Consider the following 16,882-nt stretch of genomic DNA (forward strand, 5'->3'; position numbering starts at 1 on the left):
GGGCCTGTCGGCGAGGTGGGCGGCCGCGCCGGGGGTCGGGGCCGGGGGGGCGGTCGCGGGGGGGGCGTTGCGTTGGCCGGGCGGAGGGGACGTGAGGGGGGTGGGGGGGGCCGTGGTGGGCGGCCCCGACACGACCCAGAAGGGCTCCTAGTCCGTGCCAACGACACGCCTCAGCACCGAACCCACCGCCGTCCTCGTCCTCGAGGACGGACGACGATTCCGGGGACAGGCCTACGGCGCCCGAGGCCGCACCCTGGGCGAGATCGTCTTCGCCACCGGCATGACCGGGTACCAGGAGACGCTGACCGACCCGAGCTACGCCGGCCAGATCGTCGTGCAGACCGCGCCCCACATCGGCAACACCGGGACCAACGACGAGGACATGGAGTCGCGCCGCATCTGGGTCGCCGGCTACGTCGTCCGCGACCCCTCCCGCGTCGTCTCCAACTTCCGCGCGCAGCGCTCCCTCGGCGACGACCTCGAGACCGACGGCATCGTCGGGATCTCCGGCGTCGACACCCGGGCGATCACGCGCCACATCCGCTCGGCCGGCTCGATGCGCGCCGGCGTGTTCTCCGGCGAGGACCTCGCCCTCCCCGAGGAGGAGCAGCTCGCTCTCGTCCTCGGCGGCCGGCAGATGCAGGGGCTCAACCTGTCCTCCTCGGTCTCGACCGACGAGCAGTACACGGTGCCCGCCCGCGGCGAGCGCGTCGGCTCGGTCGCGGTCATCGACCTCGGGGTGAAGACCTCGACGGTCAACTACCTCGCGGAGCGCGGCTTCGACGTGCACGTGCTGCCCGAGTCCGTGACCGCCGAGCAGGTGCTCGCGCTCGACCCGTCCGCGCTCTTCTTCTCCAACGGCCCCGGCGATCCCGAGGCCTCGGACCGCCACGTCGAGCTGCTGCGCACCACCCTGCGCGCCGACCTGCCGTTCTTCGGCATCTGCTTCGGCAACCAGCTGCTCGGGCGCGCTCTCGGCTTCGGCACCTACAAGCTCCCGTTCGGCCACCGCGGGATCAACCAGCCCGTGCTCGACAAGCTCACCGGCCGCGTGGAGATCACCTCGCAGAACCACGGGTTCGCCGTGGACGCGCCGATCGAGGGCGAGCTGGACTCGCCCGAGGGCTTCGGCCGCGTCGAGGTCAGCCACTACTCCCTCAACGACTCGGTCGTGGAGGGCCTGCGCTGCCTCGACATCCCCGCCTTCTCGGTGCAGTACCACCCGGAGGCGGCGGCCGGCCCGCACGACTCCAACCACCTCTTCGACCGCTTCCGCGAGATGGTCGTGCAGCGCACGGCCGGACGCGGGGCCTCGGAGCCCACCGACATCCCCACGACCAGCAGCATCGGAGAGCAGAAGTAATGCCGCGCAGGGAAGACATCCAGAGCGTCCTGGTCATCGGCTCCGGCCCGATCGTCATCGGACAGGCCGTCGAGTTCGACTACTCCGGCACCCAGGCCTGCCGCGTGCTGCGTGCCGAGGGGGTGCGCGTGATCCTCGTCAACTCCAACCCGGCGACGATCATGACCGATCCCGACTTCGCCGACGCCACCTACGTGGAGCCGATCACGCCCAAGGCGATCGAGGCGATCATCGCCAAGGAGAAGCCGGACGCGATCCTGCCGACCCTCGGCGGGCAGACGGCCCTGAACGCGGCCATCCAGCTGCACGACCTCGGGATCCTCGAGAAGTACGGCGTCGAGCTCATCGGCGCGAGCTTCGAGGCGATCAACCGCGGCGAGGACCGCCAGATCTTCAAGCAGCTGGTGCTGGACGCGGGCGCCGACGTCGCGAAGTCCTACATCGCGCACACCGTCGACGAGGCGATCGAGTACGCCGAGGACCTGGGCTACCCCCTCGTCATCCGCCCGTCGTTCACCATGGGCGGCCTGGGCTCCGGCTTCGCCTACACCCGCGAGGAGCTGGTGCGGATGGTCGGCGACGGCCTGCACCAGAGCCCCACCACCGAGGTGCTCCTGGAGGAGTCGATCCTCGGCTGGAAGGAGTACGAGCTCGAGCTGATGCGCGACACGGCCGACAACACGGTCGTCGTCTGCTCGATCGAGAACGTCGACCCCGTCGGCGTGCACACGGGCGACTCGATCACCGTCGCACCGGCGCTGACCCTCACCGACCGCGAGTACCAGAAGCTGCGCGACATCGGCATCCGGATCATCCGCGACGTGGGCGTGGACACCGGCGGCTGCAACATCCAGTTCGCGATCGACCCGGCGGACGGCCGGATCATCGTGATCGAGATGAACCCGCGCGTCTCCCGCTCCTCCGCCCTCGCCTCCAAGGCGACGGGCTTCCCGATCGCCAAGATCGCCGCGAAGCTCGCCATCGGCTACCGCCTGGACGAGATCCCGAACGACATCACCAAGGTGACGCCGGCGAGCTTCGAGCCGACGCTGGACTACGTGGTCGTGAAGGTCCCGCGGTTCGCGTTCGAGAAGTTCCCGGCCGCCGACAAGACGCTGACCACCACCATGAAGTCGGTGGGCGAGGCGATGGCGATCGGCCGCAACTACGCGCAGGCGCTGCAGAAGGCGCTCCGCTCGCTCGAGAAGCGCGGCTCGTCGTTCCACTGGGGCGCGCAGGAGCGCTCGGTCGAGGAGCTCCTCGAGATCGCGAGGACCCCGACCGACGGCCGCATCGTCACCGTGCAGCAGGCGCTGCGCCTGGGAGCCTCGGTGGAGCAGGCGTTCGAGTCCACGAAGATCGACCCCTGGTTCCTCGACCAGATCGTGCTGATCAACGAGATCGCCGACCTGGTGCGCGAGCACGACGGCCTCGACGCCGGACTCCTCCGCCTGGCGAAGGACCACGGCTTCTCGGACGCGCAGATCGCCGAGCTCCGCGGGCTCGACGAGGCGGAGGTCCGCCGCACCCGCTACGCGCTGGACGTGCGCCCGGTCTACAAGACCGTCGACACCTGCGCGGGCGAGTTCCCGGCGCTCACGCCGTACCACTACTCCTCGTACGACGAGGAGACGGAGGTCGTCGCCGCCGACCGCCGCAAGGTCGTCATCCTGGGCTCCGGCCCCAACCGCATCGGCCAGGGGGTCGAGTTCGACTACTCCTGCGTGCACGCCTCGTTCGCGCTCTCGGACGCGGGCTTCGAGACGATCATGATCAACTGCAACCCCGAGACGGTCTCGACCGACTACGACACCTCGGACCGCCTCTACTTCGAGCCGCTGACTCTCGAGGACGTGCTCGAGGTCATCCACGCGGAGTCGCAGTCCGGCGAGCTCGTCGGCGTCGTCGTGCAGCTGGGCGGCCAGACGGCGCTCGGGCTCGCCGCGGGCCTCGAGGCGGCCGGCGTGCCCATCCTCGGCACCACCCCCGCGAACATCGACCTCGCGGAGGAGCGCGGCGCGTTCTCGCGGATCCTCGACGAGGCGGGGCTTCTCGCTCCGCGCAACGGCACCGCGACCGACCTCGACGGCGCTCGTGAGGTCGCGGTGGAGATCGGCTACCCGGTCCTCGTCCGTCCGTCCTTCGTCCTCGGCGGGCGCGGCATGGAGATCGTCTACGGAACGCCCCAGCTCGAGGACTACTTCGAGCGGATGGCCGGCGAGGGGATCATCGACGAGGCGCACCCGCTGCTGGTGGACCGCTTCCTCGACGACGCGATCGAGATCGACGTCGACGCGCTCTTCGACGGCGAGCAGCTCTACATCGGCGGCGTGATGGAGCACATCGAGGAGGCCGGCATCCACTCCGGCGACTCGGCGTGCACGCTCCCGCCGGTGACGCTCGGCCGCCGCCAGATCGACCAGGTGCGGGAGGCGACCCTCGCGATCGCGCAGGGCGTCGGCGTCCGAGGACTGCTGAACGTCCAGTTCGCGATCGGCCAGGGCGTGCTCTATGTGCTCGAGGCGAACCCCCGGGCCTCGCGCACCGTGCCGTTCGTGTCGAAGGCGCTGGGCATCCCGCTCGCGAAGGCCGCGTCGCGCCTGATGGTGGGCGAGACCATCGCCGCGCTGAAGGCCGAGGGCCTGCTGCCCGAGCGCGACGGCTCCGACGTCCCGATGGACTCTCCCATCGCGGTGAAGGAGGCGGTCCTGCCGTTCAAGCGCTTCCGCACCAAGGAGGGCCAGATCGTCGACTCGCTGCTCGGGCCCGAGATGCGCTCCACCGGCGAGGTCATGGGGATCGACCGCGACTTCCCCCGCGCCTTCGCGAAGAGCCAGGACGCCGCCTACGGCGGCATGCCGGCGAGCGGGACCGTCTTCATCTCGGTCGCCGACCGCGACAAGCGCTCGATCGTCCTGCCCGCGCTGCGCCTGCGCCAGCTCGGCTTCGACATCCTCGCGACCGAGGGCACGGCCGAGGTGCTGAACCGCAACGGGATCCAGGCCCGCGTGGTCCGCAAGTACAGCGAGACCGCCGAGGGCGACGCGCCCTCCATCGTCGAGCTGATCGCCCGCGACGAGGTCGACGTGGTGATCAACACGCCCAGCGGAGGAGCGACCCGCGCCGACGGCTACGAGATCCGCGCCGCCGCGGTCGCCGCGGACAAGCCGCTGTTCACCACGATCGCCCAGCTCGCGGCGGCGGTCGCCTCGCTCGACGCGGCGAACGAGCCCTTCGAGGTGACGAGCCTGCAGGACTACGCCCTGCGCCGCGCGGAGCGCACCGCGTGAGCGGCGGCGCGGCGGGCACCGCCTCCTTCGGCTCGCGCCTCGAGGCGGCGTTCGCCGCGCACGGCCGGCTCTGCGTCGGGATCGACCCGCACGCGTACCTGCTCGACGCGTGGGGCCTCGCCGACGACGCGGCCGGGCTCGAGAGCTTCGGCCGAACGGTCGTCGAGGCGGCGGCCGGCCGTGCGGGCGTCGTCAAGCCGCAGATCGCCTTCTTCGAGCGGCACGGCTCGGCGGGCTACGCCGCGCTCGAGCGCGTGCTCGCCGACGCCCGCGAGGCCGGACTGCTGGTGATCGCCGACGTCAAGCGCGGCGACATCGGCACGAGCGTCACCGCCTACGCCGAGGCGTGGCTCCGGCCGGGCTCGCCGCTCGAGGCGGACGCCATGACCGCGGCGGCCTACCAGGGGCTCGGCTCCCTCGAGGGGATGCTGACCCTCGCCGAGGAGGCGGGCAAGGGCGTGTTCGTCCTCGCAGCCACCTCCAACCCCGAGGCCCGCCCCGTGCAGCGCGCCCTCGTGCAGGACGGCGGCCGGGCGGGATCCACCGTGGCACGCGCGGTCGTGGCGGACGTGGCATCCTGGAACGACGCTCACGCTCGCGCGTCGATCGGCTCGATCGGCGTGGTGCTCGGCGCCACGGTCGCCCTGGGCGACTTCGGCATCGGCATCGACGAACCTCTGCACCCCGCACTCCCGGTGCTCGCGCCCGGCTTCGGCCACCAGGGCGCGGCCGTCGCGGACGCGCAGCGGCTGTTCGGCGCGCTGAGCGCCGCCACCATCGTCAGCGAGTCGCGGAGCGTGCTCGGCGCCGGCCCCTCGGGGATCGCGGCCGAGATCACCCGCCGCGCGACCGACATCCAGGAGACCCTTGTCCGCTGAAACCGTCAGCCCCGATCCCGGCGCCTCCTCGCGCCCGGAGGCCGTGCGCCGTCCCTCGCCGCCCGAGGTCGACCGGCGCGCCGCCTCCGAGGCCGCGATCGCGGCGCGCCGTGCCCGCGCCGCCGTCAAGAAGGCCGTCGCCGCCGGACGCCGCCCCGCGACCGCCGTGCTCGCGGCGGCCCAGGCCGAGCCGCTCGGGGTCGAGGGGCGGATGCGCGTCAGCGAGCTGCTCCGCGCCGTGCCCGCACTCGGCGTGGTGAAGACGCCCCGGGTGATGGACCAGCTGCGGATCGCCGAGTCGAAGCGCCTCGGCGGGCTCGGCCGGCGCCAGGTCGAGGGCCTGTCGTCGTTCCTGGAGGAGCGGGAGTCGCGGCAGCGCCGCCCCGGCCGCAACCGCCTGCTCGTCCTCGCCGGTCCGACCGCGGTCGGCAAGGGCACCGTGTCGACCTACATCCGCGAGAACTACCCGGACGTCCTGCTCTCGGTCTCGGCCACCACCCGGGCCCCGCGTCCGGGCGAGGTGGACGGCGTCAGCTACTACTTCGTCGACGACGCCGAGTTCGACCGGATGGTCGCGGCGGGGGAGTTCCTCGAGTACGCCGTCGTCCACAACGCTCACCGCTACGGCACGCCCCGCGGCCCCATCGACGCCGCGCTGGAGCAGGGCCGGCAGGTGATGCTCGAGATCGACATCCAGGGTGCCCGCCAGGTGCGCGAGCGGATGCCGGACGCGCGGCTGGTCTTCCTCCTGCCGCCGAGCTGGGACGAGCTGGTCCGCCGGCTGGTCGGCCGCGGCACCGAGAGCGCGGAGGAGCAGGAGCGCCGTCTGGCCACCGCGAAGGTGGAGCTGGCCGCGCAGGACGAGTTCGATTTCGCCGTCGTCAACAGCACCGTGCCCGAAGCGGCCCGCGAGGTCGTAGAATTGATGTCGCCTCGTGCCGACGGCGCGCCCGCTGACCCGGGCCGCTGAGACCGGGCCACCGACCACCTCCGGGCCGACGCCCCGGGTCCCACCGGGCACACGCCCCTCGGAGCCCGCGAGCCGTGTTGCTCCGGAGCCGCAGATCGGCGCTGATGCGCCTGCAAGGAGACACCCATGGCCAACAACCTCGGCATCATCGACCCGCCCATCGACGAGCTCCTCTCGAAGGTCGACTCCAAGTACGCGCTGGTGATCTTCGCCTCCAAGCGCGCCCGCCAGATCAACGACTACTACGCCGACCTCCACGAGGGCAGCCTGTTCGACAACGTCGGCCCGCTGGTCGACTCCACCATCGACGACAAGCCCCTCTCGGTCGCACTGCACGAGATCAACGAGGACAAGCTCGTCGCCAAGCCCCTCGCCGAGTAGTCCCCTCCGGGTGGGCTCCTCTCTCGAGGCCGGCCGACGGCTCAACGTCGTCGTCGGCATCACCGGCGGCATCGCCGCGTACAAGGCCGTCGGAGTCGTCCGCGCGCTGGTCCTCGCGGAGCACGACGTGCACGTCGTCGCGACCGAGGCCGCGCTGCGCTTCGTCGGCAAGCCCACCCTCGAGGCCATCTCGCGGAACCCGGTGCACACCGAGCTCTACGAGGGCGTCGCCGAGGTCCGGCACGTGGCCATCGGCCAGGCCGCCGACCTCATCGTGATCGCGCCCGCGACGGCGCACACGCTCGCCAAGCTCGCCGCCGGCCTCGCCGACGACCTGCTCGGCAACACGGTGCTCGCGAGCACCGCCCCGCTCGTGGTCGCCCCCGCGATGCACACCGAGATGTGGGCGAACGCCGCCACCGTCGCGAACACGGCGGTGCTCCGCTCCCGCGGCGTGCACGTCGTCGGCCCCGCGGTCGGCCGCCTCACCGGCGCCGACTCGGGCCCCGGCCGCATGGAGGAGCCCGAGACGATCGTGGCGGAGGCCCTCGCCGTCCACGCCCGCTCCGCCTCCGCCCGCCGCGACCTCGCGGGCGTGCGCGTCCTCGTGACCGCCGGCGGAACCCGCGAGCCCCTCGACCCGGTGCGCTTCGTCGGCAACCGCTCCAGCGGCAGGCAGGGCGTCGCGCTCGCGCTGGCCGCTGCGGCCCGGGGCGCGGAGGTCACCCTCCTCGCCGCGAACCTCGACGTGCCGGCGCCGGAGGGCGTCACGGTCCTCCCGGTGGGCACCGCGCTCGAGCTGCGCGAGGCCGCTCTCGCCGCGGCCACCGGCGCGGACGTCGTGATCATGGCCGCGGCCGTCGCCGACTACCGGCCCGCCGCGGTCGCCGACGCGAAGATCAAGAAGGAGCAGCAGGGCGACCGTCTCGTCCTCGAGCTCGTCAAGAACCCGGACGTCCTCGCCGAGATCTCCGCCTCCCGGCGGGAGGGGCAGATCGTCGTCGGCTTCGCCGCGGAGACCGAGCCGGACCGGGACGCGATGCTCGCGCTCGGCCGCGCCAAGATCGCCCGCAAGGGCTGCGACCTGCTCGTCCTCAACAGGGTGGGCTGGGCCGAGGGTTTCCAGAGCGACAGCAACGCCGTCGTGGTCCTCGATCGGGCCGGCGATATAGTTGGCGAGGCCTCGGGCAGCAAGGCGGAGGTGGCCGATCGCGTCCTCGACGCGGTCGTGCGCTAGCCCCGCCGGTCCGCCCGCCCAGGCGCCGATCGCCTGCCGCCCGGCATCGCGCCCGCCAGGCCACTCCCGGTACGAACGACCCCGGTCCGCACGAGCCGGGACGAGAAGAGAAGCATGACCTCCGGTCCCCTCCGCCTGTTCACCTCCGAGTCCGTCACCGAGGGCCACCCGGACAAGATCTGCGACCAGATCTCGGACCGCATCCTCGACGCCCTGCTCCGCGAGGACCCGCACAGCCGGGTCGCCGTCGAGACGCTGGTCACGACGGGGCTCGTGCACGTCGCGGGCGAGGTCTCCACGAGCGGCTACGTCGAGATCCCCAAGATCGTGCGCGACACGATCGTCGAGATCGGCTACGACTCCTCGGAGAAGGGCTTCGACGGCCGCTCCTGCGGCGTCTCGGTCTCGATCGGCCAGCAGTCGCCCGAGATCGCGGCGGGCGTCGACACGGCGCTCGAGGTCCGCTCCTCCGAGGCGGGCGAGGACGCCTTCGACCGCCAGGGCGCGGGCGACCAGGGCCTGATGTTCGGCTTCGCGACCGACGAGACCCCCGAGTACATGCCGCTGCCGAGCTGGCTCTCGCACCGCCTCGCCGAGCGCCTGGCCGCCGTCCGCAAGTCGGGCGAGCTCGACTACCTCCGGCCCGACGGCAAGACCCAGGTCACCATCGGCTACGACGGCACGACGCCGTCCACCATCGACACCGTCGTCCTGTCCACCCAGCACGCCGAGCACGTCAGCACCGAGACGATCCACGCGGACATCGCGGCGCACGTCATCCGCCCCGTGCTCGAGACGGTCGACCTGGACTCCTCCGCCGTGCGCCTGCTGATCAACCCGACCGGCCGCTTCGAGATCGGCGGGCCTCAGGGCGACGCCGGGCTCACCGGCCGCAAGATCATCGTCGACACCTACGGCGGAGCGTCCCGCCACGGCGGCGGCGCGTTCTCGGGCAAGGACCCGTCGAAGGTGGACCGCTCGGCCGCCTACGCCATGCGGTGGGTCGCCAAGAACGCGGTCGCCGCGGGGCTCGCCTCGCGGCTGGAGGTGCAGGTCGCCTACGCCATCGGCAAGGCGGCCCCGGTCGGCCTCTACGTCGAGACCTTCGGCACCGGCACCGTCTCGGACGAGACGATCACCGAGGCGATCCGCTCGGTCTTCGACCTGCGCCCGGCCGCGATCATCCACGCACTCGACCTGCTCCGCCCGATCTACGCGCAGACCGCGGCCTACGGCCACTTCGGCCGGGAGCTCCCCGACTTCACCTGGGAGCGCCTCGACCGGGTCGACGACCTGCGCTCCGCCGCGGGCCTCTCGTAGCGGGCGCGGCGGCGATGGCGACGAGCGGAGCCGTCGCGCGCGTGCTCCTGGACTCGCCCCTCCCGCAGCTCGACCGGCTCCTGGACTACGCGGTGCCGGAGGCGCTGCGCGGCGAGGTGGTCCCCGGCGTGCGCGTGCGGGTGCCGTTGCGGACCGGAGGCCGGATCGCCGACGCGTTCGTCGTCGAGACGGGGGAGGGGACCGAGCACGCCGGAGCGCTCAGCGGCATCGAGGAGCTGGTCTCGCCGCTCGTCGTGCTGACCCCGGAGGTCTGGGCCCTCGCCCGCCGGGTGGCCGACCGCGCCTCCGGAGGCGCGAGCGACGTGCTGCGCCTGGCCGTGCCGCGCCGCCACGTCCGCGTCGAGAAGGCGCGACTCGCCGCGGGTCCCGCTCCTGCGGCGCCCGCGGTCGAGGCGGGCGGCGTGACGGGCTACCCCGACGCCTCCTTCGCGGGACTCGCCGAGGGGGCCCGGCTGGCGGTCGGCGCCGTGCCGGCTCCGGTGAGGCTCGACTCGGGCGCGTGGGTCGGCGGCTGGGCCGTCACGCTCGCCGAGCTCGCCCGGGACACGCTCGCCGCGGGCCGCGACGCGATCCTGGCCGTCCCCGACTACCGCGACCAGGAGCAGCTGGAGCTCGCTCTCGCCGCCCTCGTCCCCGCGGATGCGGTGGTGCGCCTCGATGCGCGGCAGAAGGGCGCCGAGCGCTACTCCGCCTTCGTCCGCTGCCTCGATCCCGGGCCGCGGGTCGTCGTCGGCAACCGCTCCGTCCTCTACGCGCCCTCCTCCGCCCTCGGCCTGATCGCGCTCTGGGACGACGGCGATCCGCTCTTCGCCGAGCCGCTCGCACCCTACGCGCACGCCCGCGACGTCGCCCTGGTGCGGCAGGAGCAGAGCGGCGCCGGCCTCGTCCTGCTCGGCAACACGCGCACGGTCGAGGTCGAGCGGCTCGTCGAGATCGGCTTCGCGACCGAGGTGGAGCCGCGGCCGAGCCGCCGCCCGCACGTCGTGCCGACCGCGCAGCAGTGGGCGGCCGACGAGCACGACGCGGCAGCGCGCATCCCCTCCTCCGCCTGGCGGGAGGCGCGGAAGGCCCTCGACTCCGGTCCCGTGCTGGTCCAGGTCGCGCGCCCCGGCTACGCGCCGGTGGTCGCCTGCGCCCGCTGCCGGACCGTCGCACGCTGCAACCGCTGCCAGGGTCCGCTCGGCGTGCACTCCGAGGGCGGGCGGCCGAGCTGCGGCTGGTGCGGCCTGATCGCGGCCGACTGGACCTGCTCCGTCTGCGAGGCGACGGCTCTGCGCCTCGTCTCCCTCGGCGCGGGCCGCACCGCGGAGGAGCTCGGACGCGCCTTCCCGGGTGCCAAGGTGATCGTCGCCGACGGGCAGCGCCCCGTGCTCACCCTCCCCGACGAGCCCGCGCTCGTCGTGGCCACGCGCGGGGCGGAGCCGCGGGCCGACGGCGGCTACCACGCCGTCCTGCTGCTGGACGGCGAGCGGATGCTGGCCCGCGAGAGCCTGCGGGTCGCCGACGACGCGCTCCGCACCTGGTCGAACGCCGCGGCGCTGGCCCGCCCGGGCGCGCCGGTCCTCCTGGTCGGGGTCGGCGGTCGGCTCGCGACCGCCCTGGCGACCTGGCGGCAGGCCGAGTACCTCCGGGCCGAGCTCCAGGAGCGGCGCGCTCTGCGCTTCCCGCCCGCGGTGCGCCTGGCCACGGTGAGCGGCGACGCGCACGCGGTGGAGGAGGCGCTCGACGCGCTCGACGAGGACGACCGGCACGAGGTCCTCGGTCCTGTCGGGCTCGAGGACGGCTCCGTCCGGGCGATCGTCCGGTTCGACTACGCTCGCGGTGCGGATGTGGCCGCGCGCCTCCGCTCCGCCGTGATCCGCAACGCCACGCGCCGTCGTCGCCCGCCGACCACGCCCGGCCGCTTCCGGCCGGCCCCCCGGCTCCGGGTCCGTCTCGACGACCCCGACATCCTCTGACTCCCCAGGAGACCCCCGTGCGCCTCGTCTTCGCCGGCACGCCCGCCGCCGCCGTTCCGACCCTCCGCGACCTCGCCGCCTCCGCGCACGAGGTCGTCGCCGTGGTCACCCGGGAGGACGCCCCGGTGGGCCGCAAGCGCGTGCTCACCCCCTCGCCGGTCGCCGTCGCGGCCGAGGAGCTGGGGATCCCGGTGATCCGGGCGAACCGCCTCGACGAGGACGTGACCGATCGGATCGCGGGCCTCGCCCCCGACCTCGGCGTGATCGTGGCCTACGGCGGCCTCGTCCGGCAGCGCCTGCTGGCGGTGCCGCGCCTGGGCTGGATCAACCTGCACTTCTCCCTGCTGCCGCGCTGGCGCGGGGCGGCTCCCGTCCAGCGGGCGCTGATGGCGGGCGACACGCGGATCGGCGCGAGCGTCTTCCAGCTGGTCGCCGAGCTCGACGCCGGTGACGTGTACGCCGAGCTCGCCGTCGACGCGGGGGAGCGCACCGCGGGCGAGCTGCTGACGGAGCTGGCCGGGAGCGGCGCCGGCCTCACCCTCGGCGTGGTCGACGCGCTGGAGGAGGGCACGGCCGTCGCGACTCCTCAGACCGGAGAGGCGACCCCCGCTCCCAAGCTCGATGCCGCCGACGGCCGGATCGACTGGAGCCTCCCGACCGCGCGGGTCCTCGCGCTCGTGCGCGGAACGACTCCCGAGCCCGGGGCCTCGACCGCGGTGGGGGACGCGCGCCTCAAGGTGCTCGCGGTCCGCGCGGCCGAGGGGGACCTCGCTCCCGGCGTCGTCCGCCTCGACTCGGGGCGCGCCCTCGTCGGCACCGCGGACGGAGCGGTGGAGCTGGTCACCGTCCAGCCCGCCGGCAGGACCCCGATGGCCGGCGCCGCCTGGGCCCGCGGCCTGCGCGAGAGCACGGTGCTCGCGTGAGCGCCCGGCGCGAGGCCGCTCCCGCCCGCCGGGTCGCCTACGACGTCCTGCTCGCGGTGAGCGGGTCGGACGCCTACGCCAACCTGGTCCTGCCCGCGCGGATCAGCGCCGCCGGCCTCTCGCCCGCCGACGCGGGACTGGCCACCGAGCTCTGCTACGGCACCCTGCGGATGTCCGGCTACTACGACCGCGTGGTCGCCCTCGCGGCCGGCCGGTCCGTCGAGAGCATCGATGCGCCGGTGCTCGACGCGCTGCGCCTGGGCGTGCACCAGCTGCTCGCGACCCGCGTGGCCCCGCACGCCGCGGTGAACGAGAGCGTCGCGCTCGTCGCGGCCGGCTCCTCGCGGGGAGCGGTGGCCTTCGCCAACGCCGTGCTGCGCGCGGTCTCGCGCTCGAGCGCCGGCGAGTGGCGCGAGCGGGTCTCCGCGGCCGCGGTCTCCGGCGACGACCGGATCGCCGCGCTGAGCTCCCACCCCGTGTGGATCGTGCGCGCCCTGCGACGGGCGCTGGCGGCGGAGGGGGCGGCCGACGAGCTCGACGCGCTGCTCGCCGCCGACAACGCGGCTCCGCGGGTGAACCTTGTGGCTCTGCCGGGCCTGGCGTCTCCCGGCGAGATCGCCGACGCCGAATCCGACCGGTTCTCGCCGGTCGGCATGACCAGCACCGGCGGCGACCCGGAGGCGTTCCCCGCGGTGCACGAGGGCCGCGTGCGCGTGCAGGACGAGGGCTCCCAGCTCGCCGCTCTGGCGCTCTCCCGGGCACGGCCGGTCCGCCCGGGCGAGCGCTGGCTCGACCTGTGCGCGGGACCCGGCGGCAAGGCGGCGCTGCTCGCGGCGGAGGCGCGCGCAGGCGGGGCGGCGCTGCTCGCCAACGAGGTGGTCGCGGGCCGCGCGGGCCTGGTGCGGCAGGCGCTGGCCGCCGTCGATCCGTCGGTCGAGGTGCGCACCGGCGACGGGCGCGACCTGGGCGACGAGCAGCCGGGATCGTTCGACCGCATCCTCCTCGACGCGCCGTGCACCGGTCTCGGTGCGCTGCGGCGGCGGCCGGAGGCGCGCTGGCGCAAGTCCGCGGCCGATGTGGAGCCGCTGGCCGCCCTCCAGGGCGAGCTGCTCGACTCCGCGGTGAGGGCTCTCGCTCCCGACGGGCTGCTGGCCTACGTGACCTGCTCGCCGCACCTCGGCGAGACCCGGCGCGTGCTCGCCCTCGCGCAGGAGCGGCACGAGCTCGAGCTCGTCGACACGCCGGCCGTGCTGCGCGCGGTGACGGCGGACCCGCTCCCGCTGCCGGACGGCCCCCTCCACGTGCAGCTCTGGCCGCACCGGCACGGCACCGACGCCATGTTCGTCCAGCTCCTCCGCCGCCGGCCCCTCGAGGCGGCGTCCGGAGACGCCTGAACCCTCCGGAGCGGGAACGCGCTCGGCCGGGCGGACGCGGAGGACGCTCCGATCTAGGCTGGACGCATGCCCGCACGGATCAACCCCAGCATCCTCTCCGCCGACTTCGTGAACTTCGAGGCCGAGCTGCAGCGCATCGCCGGAGCCGACCTGGTGCACGTCGACGTGATGGACAACCACTTCGTGCCGAACCTCACCTTCGGGCTGACCATGGTCCAGCGCCTCCAGGACGTCTCGCCCCGCCCGCTCGACCTGCACCTGATGATCGACGACCCCGACCGGTGGGCCCCCGACTACGCCGAGACCGGCGCCTACTCCGTGACCTTCCACGCCGAGGCCGCGCGCGACGCCGTGGCACTCGCGCGGCGCCTGCGCGAGATCGGCTCGCGGGCGGGGATCGCGCTCAAGCCGGGCACGATGGTGGACGACTACCTCGACCTCCTGCCCGAGTTCGACCAGGTCCTCGTGATGACGGTCGAGCCCGGCTTCGGGGGCCAGTCCTTCATGGAGGAGACGATGCCCAAGCTGCGCACCCTCCGGAACGTGGTGGACCGCACCGGGCTCGACGTCTGGCTCCAGGTCGACGGCGGGATCGCTCCCGGCACGATCGAGATCGCAGCGGAGGCGGGAGCCGACACCTTCGTCGCGGGCTCCGCGGTCTTCGGCGCGGACGACCCGGAGGCCGCGATCGCGTCGCTGCGCGAGACGGCGACCGCTCACCTGCACCGGCACTGAGGCGGCCCGCGTCCGGCCGCCGTATAGACTTCCCCGGTGAAAACTTTCGACGACCTCTTCGCTGAGCTGGGCGAGAAGGCCGCCGCCCGTCCCGAGGGTTCGGGCACCGTCCGCGAGCTCGACGCCGGCGTGCACTTCATCGGCAAGAAGATCGTCGAGGAGGCCGCCGAGGTGTGGATGGCCGCCGAGTACGAGGGCGACGAGCGCACCGCCGAGGAGATCTCGCAGCTGCTCTACCACCTGCAGGTGCTCATGCTCGCCAAGGGACTGACGACGGCCGACGTCTACCGGCATCTGTGAGCCCCGCCCCGCTCGCCGGGGTGCGCCTCCGCTCCGCGCCGTCGCGCCCGCACGCTCCCCGAGGAGCCGTGCCGCCCCCTGAACAGCCGTCGAGTCATGAAGGACGTCCCGTGACCACCACCCCCGCCCCGGCGCTCCTGCGCGTCGCCGTCCCCAACAAGGGCTCCCTCTCGGAGACCGCCGGTCAGATGCTCGCGGAGGCCGGCTACACCGGCCGTCGCGACCCGAAGGAGCTGCACGTCGTCGACGAGCGCAACGGGGTCGAGTTCTTCTACCTGCGCCCGCGCGACATCGCCACCTACGTCGGCTCCGGCGCTCTCGACGTCGGGGTCACCGGCCGCGACCTCCTGATCGACTCCGGCTCCGAGGCGCGCGAGATCGCGAGCCTCGGCTTCGCGAACTCCACCTTCCGCTTCGCCGGGCCCGCTGGCCGCTACGACGAGCTCGCGCAGATCGACGGCCTCCGCGTGGCGACCAGCTACCCGGGCCTCGTGGGCCGCTTCCTCCGGGAGCACGGCGTCGAGGTGACGCTGATCCGCCTCGACGGCGCGGTCGAGTCCGCGATCCAGCTCGGCGTCGCCGACGTCATCGCCGATGTCGTCGAGACCGGCACCACGCTCCGCAAGGCCGGCCTCGAGATCTTCGGCCCGGTCATCCTGGATTCGACCGCCGTCCTGGTCTCCGCCGCGGGGGAGCCCGAGGGCATCCCGGTGCTGCTGCGCCGCCTGCAGGGCGTGCTGGTCGCCCGCGAGTACGTGCTGCTCGACTACGACTGCCCTGTCGCGCTCCTGGAGAGCGCCACGGCGATCGCCCCGGGCTTCGAGTCGCCGACGGTCTCGCCGCTGCACGACGCCGAGTGGGTGGCCGTCCGCGTGATGGTGCCGCGCTCGGACATGAACCAGGTGATGGACCGCCTGTACGACCTGGGCGCCCGCGCGATCCTGGTCACCTCCATCCACGCCGCGCGCCTGTAGAGGGGGAGCCGATGAGTCTCGCCGTCCGCGTCATCCCCTGCCTCGACGTCGCCGCCGGCCGCGTCGTGAAGGGCGTCAACTTCCGGAACCTGCGCGATGCGGGCGACCCCGTCGAGCTCGCCCGCCTCTACTTCGAGCAGGGCGCCGACGAGCTGACCTTCCTCGACGTCACCGCCACGGTCGACGACCGCTCGACCACCTACGACGTGGTGCGGGCGACCGCCGAGCAGGTCTTCATCCCGCTCACGGTCGGCGGAGGCGTGCGCAGCGCCGAGGACGTCTCGCGACTGCTCGCGCACGGCGCCGACAAGGTGGGCGTCAACTCCGCCGCGATCGCCCGGCCCGAGCTCCTCGGCGAGATCGCCGACGTCTTCGGCGCGCAGGTGCTCGTGCTCTCGCTCGACGTCAAGCGGAGCGACGCCACGGCGTCCGGCTTCGTCGTCACCACTCACGGCGGACGCCGCGAGACCGAGCTCGACGCCCTGGCCTGGGCGGCCGAGGCCGTCGAGCGCGGCGCCGGGGAGCTGCTGGTCAACTCCATCGACGCCGACGGCACCAAGCAGGGCTTCGACCTCGAGCTGATCGCCGCGATGCGCGAGCTGAGCTCCGTGCCGGTCATCGCCTCCGGAGGCGCCGGCGCCGTCGAGCACTTCGCTCCGGCCGTCGACGCGGGAGCCGACGCCGTGCTCGCCGCCTCCGTCTTCCACAACCGCGAGCTGACGATCGGCGACGTCAAGCGCTCGCTCGCCGCCTCCGGGATCGAGATCCGATGACCCCCGCCGAGCTCGACGCCGTCCTGGACCGCGCCGCCTTCGATCCGACCGGGCTCCTGCCCGCGATCATCCAGCAGCACGACACCCGCGAGGTGCTCATGATGGGCTGGATGGACCGCGAGGCGCTCCGGCGGACCCTCACCGAGGGCCGCGTCACCTTCTGGTCGCGCTCGCGTCAGGAGTACTGGCGCAAAGGCGACACGTCCGGGCACGCGCAGTACGTGCGGGGTGCCGCCCTCGACTGCGACGCCGACACCCTGCTGGTCCAGGTCGAGCAGATCGGCGCCGCCTGCCACACGGGCGAGCACGCCTGCTTCGACGTCGACCCCCTCGTGCCGTTCACCGGCCTCGGCCCGGTGGAGTGA

15 protein-coding genes are annotated in these 16,882 nt (G+C 73.6%); all 15 read left to right on the forward strand.

All coding sequences use genetic code 11. From position 1 onward, the window contains the following. Window positions 1-154 precede the first annotated feature (154 nt). The 15 genes from carA (at window position 155) to hisI (ending at window position 16,882) form a co-directional block, all read left to right on the forward strand. Window positions 155-1,363: a glutamine-hydrolyzing carbamoyl-phosphate synthase small subunit gene (gene carA, locus C5B92_RS02730; RefSeq protein ID WP_104225321.1), complete on the forward strand. Its 1,209-nt coding sequence runs from the start codon at window positions 155-157 to the stop codon at window positions 1,361-1,363. Continuing rightward, window positions 1,363-4,653 (forward strand): carbamoyl-phosphate synthase large subunit, encoded by a 3,291-nt coding sequence (gene carB / locus C5B92_RS02735; protein WP_104350040.1) that lies wholly within the window; start codon window positions 1,363-1,365, stop codon window positions 4,651-4,653. The genes carA and carB overlap by 1 nt, the downstream gene beginning before the upstream one ends. After that, on the forward strand, window positions 4,650-5,531 hold the full coding sequence (gene pyrF, locus C5B92_RS02740; RefSeq protein WP_104289019.1) for an orotidine-5'-phosphate decarboxylase: 882 nt from the start codon (window positions 4,650-4,652) through the stop codon (window positions 5,529-5,531). The genes carB and pyrF overlap by 4 nt, the downstream gene beginning before the upstream one ends. 43 nt (window positions 5,532-5,574) lie before the next feature. Beyond that, window positions 5,575-6,501: a guanylate kinase gene (gmk, locus tag C5B92_RS02745; protein WP_181028723.1), complete on the forward strand. Its 927-nt coding sequence runs from the start codon at window positions 5,575-5,577 to the stop codon at window positions 6,499-6,501. 126 nt (window positions 6,502-6,627) lie between these two features. Then, complete coding sequence (gene rpoZ / locus C5B92_RS02750) at window positions 6,628-6,882, forward strand: DNA-directed RNA polymerase subunit omega (RefSeq protein WP_104221835.1); 255 nt, start codon at window positions 6,628-6,630, stop codon at window positions 6,880-6,882. A gap of 10 nt (window positions 6,883-6,892) precedes the next feature. After that, a complete protein-coding gene (coaBC, locus tag C5B92_RS02755) occupies window positions 6,893-8,119 on the forward strand; it encodes a bifunctional phosphopantothenoylcysteine decarboxylase/phosphopantothenate--cysteine ligase CoaBC (RefSeq protein ID WP_104292131.1) in 1,227 nt (408 codons plus the stop codon). Window positions 8,120-8,233: 114 nt separating this feature from the next. Beyond that, entirely contained in the window at window positions 8,234-9,439 is a 1,206-nt protein-coding gene (gene metK, locus C5B92_RS02760) for a methionine adenosyltransferase (RefSeq protein ID WP_104221839.1), read from the forward strand. A 14-nt stretch (window positions 9,440-9,453) separates the two neighbouring features. Beyond that, entirely contained in the window at window positions 9,454-11,418 is a 1,965-nt protein-coding gene (locus C5B92_RS02765; RefSeq protein ID WP_104350041.1) for a hypothetical protein, read from the forward strand. Window positions 11,419-11,435: 17 nt separating this feature from the next. After that, entirely contained in the window at window positions 11,436-12,341 is a 906-nt protein-coding gene (locus C5B92_RS17135) for a methionyl-tRNA formyltransferase (protein WP_104353136.1), read from the forward strand. Continuing rightward, window positions 12,338-13,735 carry an RsmB/NOP family class I SAM-dependent RNA methyltransferase gene (locus C5B92_RS02775; protein ID WP_258061240.1) on the forward strand — a complete coding sequence of 466 codons (1,398 nt, stop codon included), beginning with the start codon at window positions 12,338-12,340 and terminating at the stop codon, window positions 13,733-13,735. The genes C5B92_RS17135 and C5B92_RS02775 overlap by 4 nt, the downstream gene beginning before the upstream one ends. Window positions 13,736-13,801: 66 nt before the next feature. Beyond that, window positions 13,802-14,470 carry a ribulose-phosphate 3-epimerase gene (gene rpe / locus C5B92_RS02780; protein ID WP_104232661.1) on the forward strand — a complete coding sequence of 223 codons (669 nt, stop codon included), beginning with the start codon at window positions 13,802-13,804 and terminating at the stop codon, window positions 14,468-14,470. 36 nt (window positions 14,471-14,506) lie between these two features. Then, window positions 14,507-14,770 (forward strand): phosphoribosyl-ATP diphosphatase, encoded by a 264-nt coding sequence (locus tag C5B92_RS02785; protein WP_055791842.1) that lies wholly within the window; start codon window positions 14,507-14,509, stop codon window positions 14,768-14,770. A gap of 110 nt (window positions 14,771-14,880) precedes the next feature. Then, window positions 14,881-15,744, forward strand: a complete 864-nt coding sequence (gene hisG, locus C5B92_RS02790; RefSeq protein WP_104221851.1) for an ATP phosphoribosyltransferase — start codon at window positions 14,881-14,883, stop codon at window positions 15,742-15,744. A gap of 11 nt (window positions 15,745-15,755) precedes the next feature. Next, window positions 15,756-16,517, forward strand: coding sequence for an imidazole glycerol phosphate synthase subunit HisF (hisF, locus tag C5B92_RS02795; protein WP_104350043.1), 762 nt, complete (start codon window positions 15,756-15,758; stop codon window positions 16,515-16,517). Then, on the forward strand, window positions 16,514-16,882 hold the full coding sequence (gene hisI / locus C5B92_RS02800; protein ID WP_104237502.1) for a phosphoribosyl-AMP cyclohydrolase: 369 nt from the start codon (window positions 16,514-16,516) through the stop codon (window positions 16,880-16,882). Before hisF ends, hisI begins: the two co-directional genes overlap by 4 nt.

Source organism: Rathayibacter sp. AY1A4, from assembly GCF_002930955.1.
In the GTDB taxonomy this organism is placed as follows: domain Bacteria; phylum Actinomycetota; class Actinomycetes; order Actinomycetales; family Microbacteriaceae; genus Rathayibacter.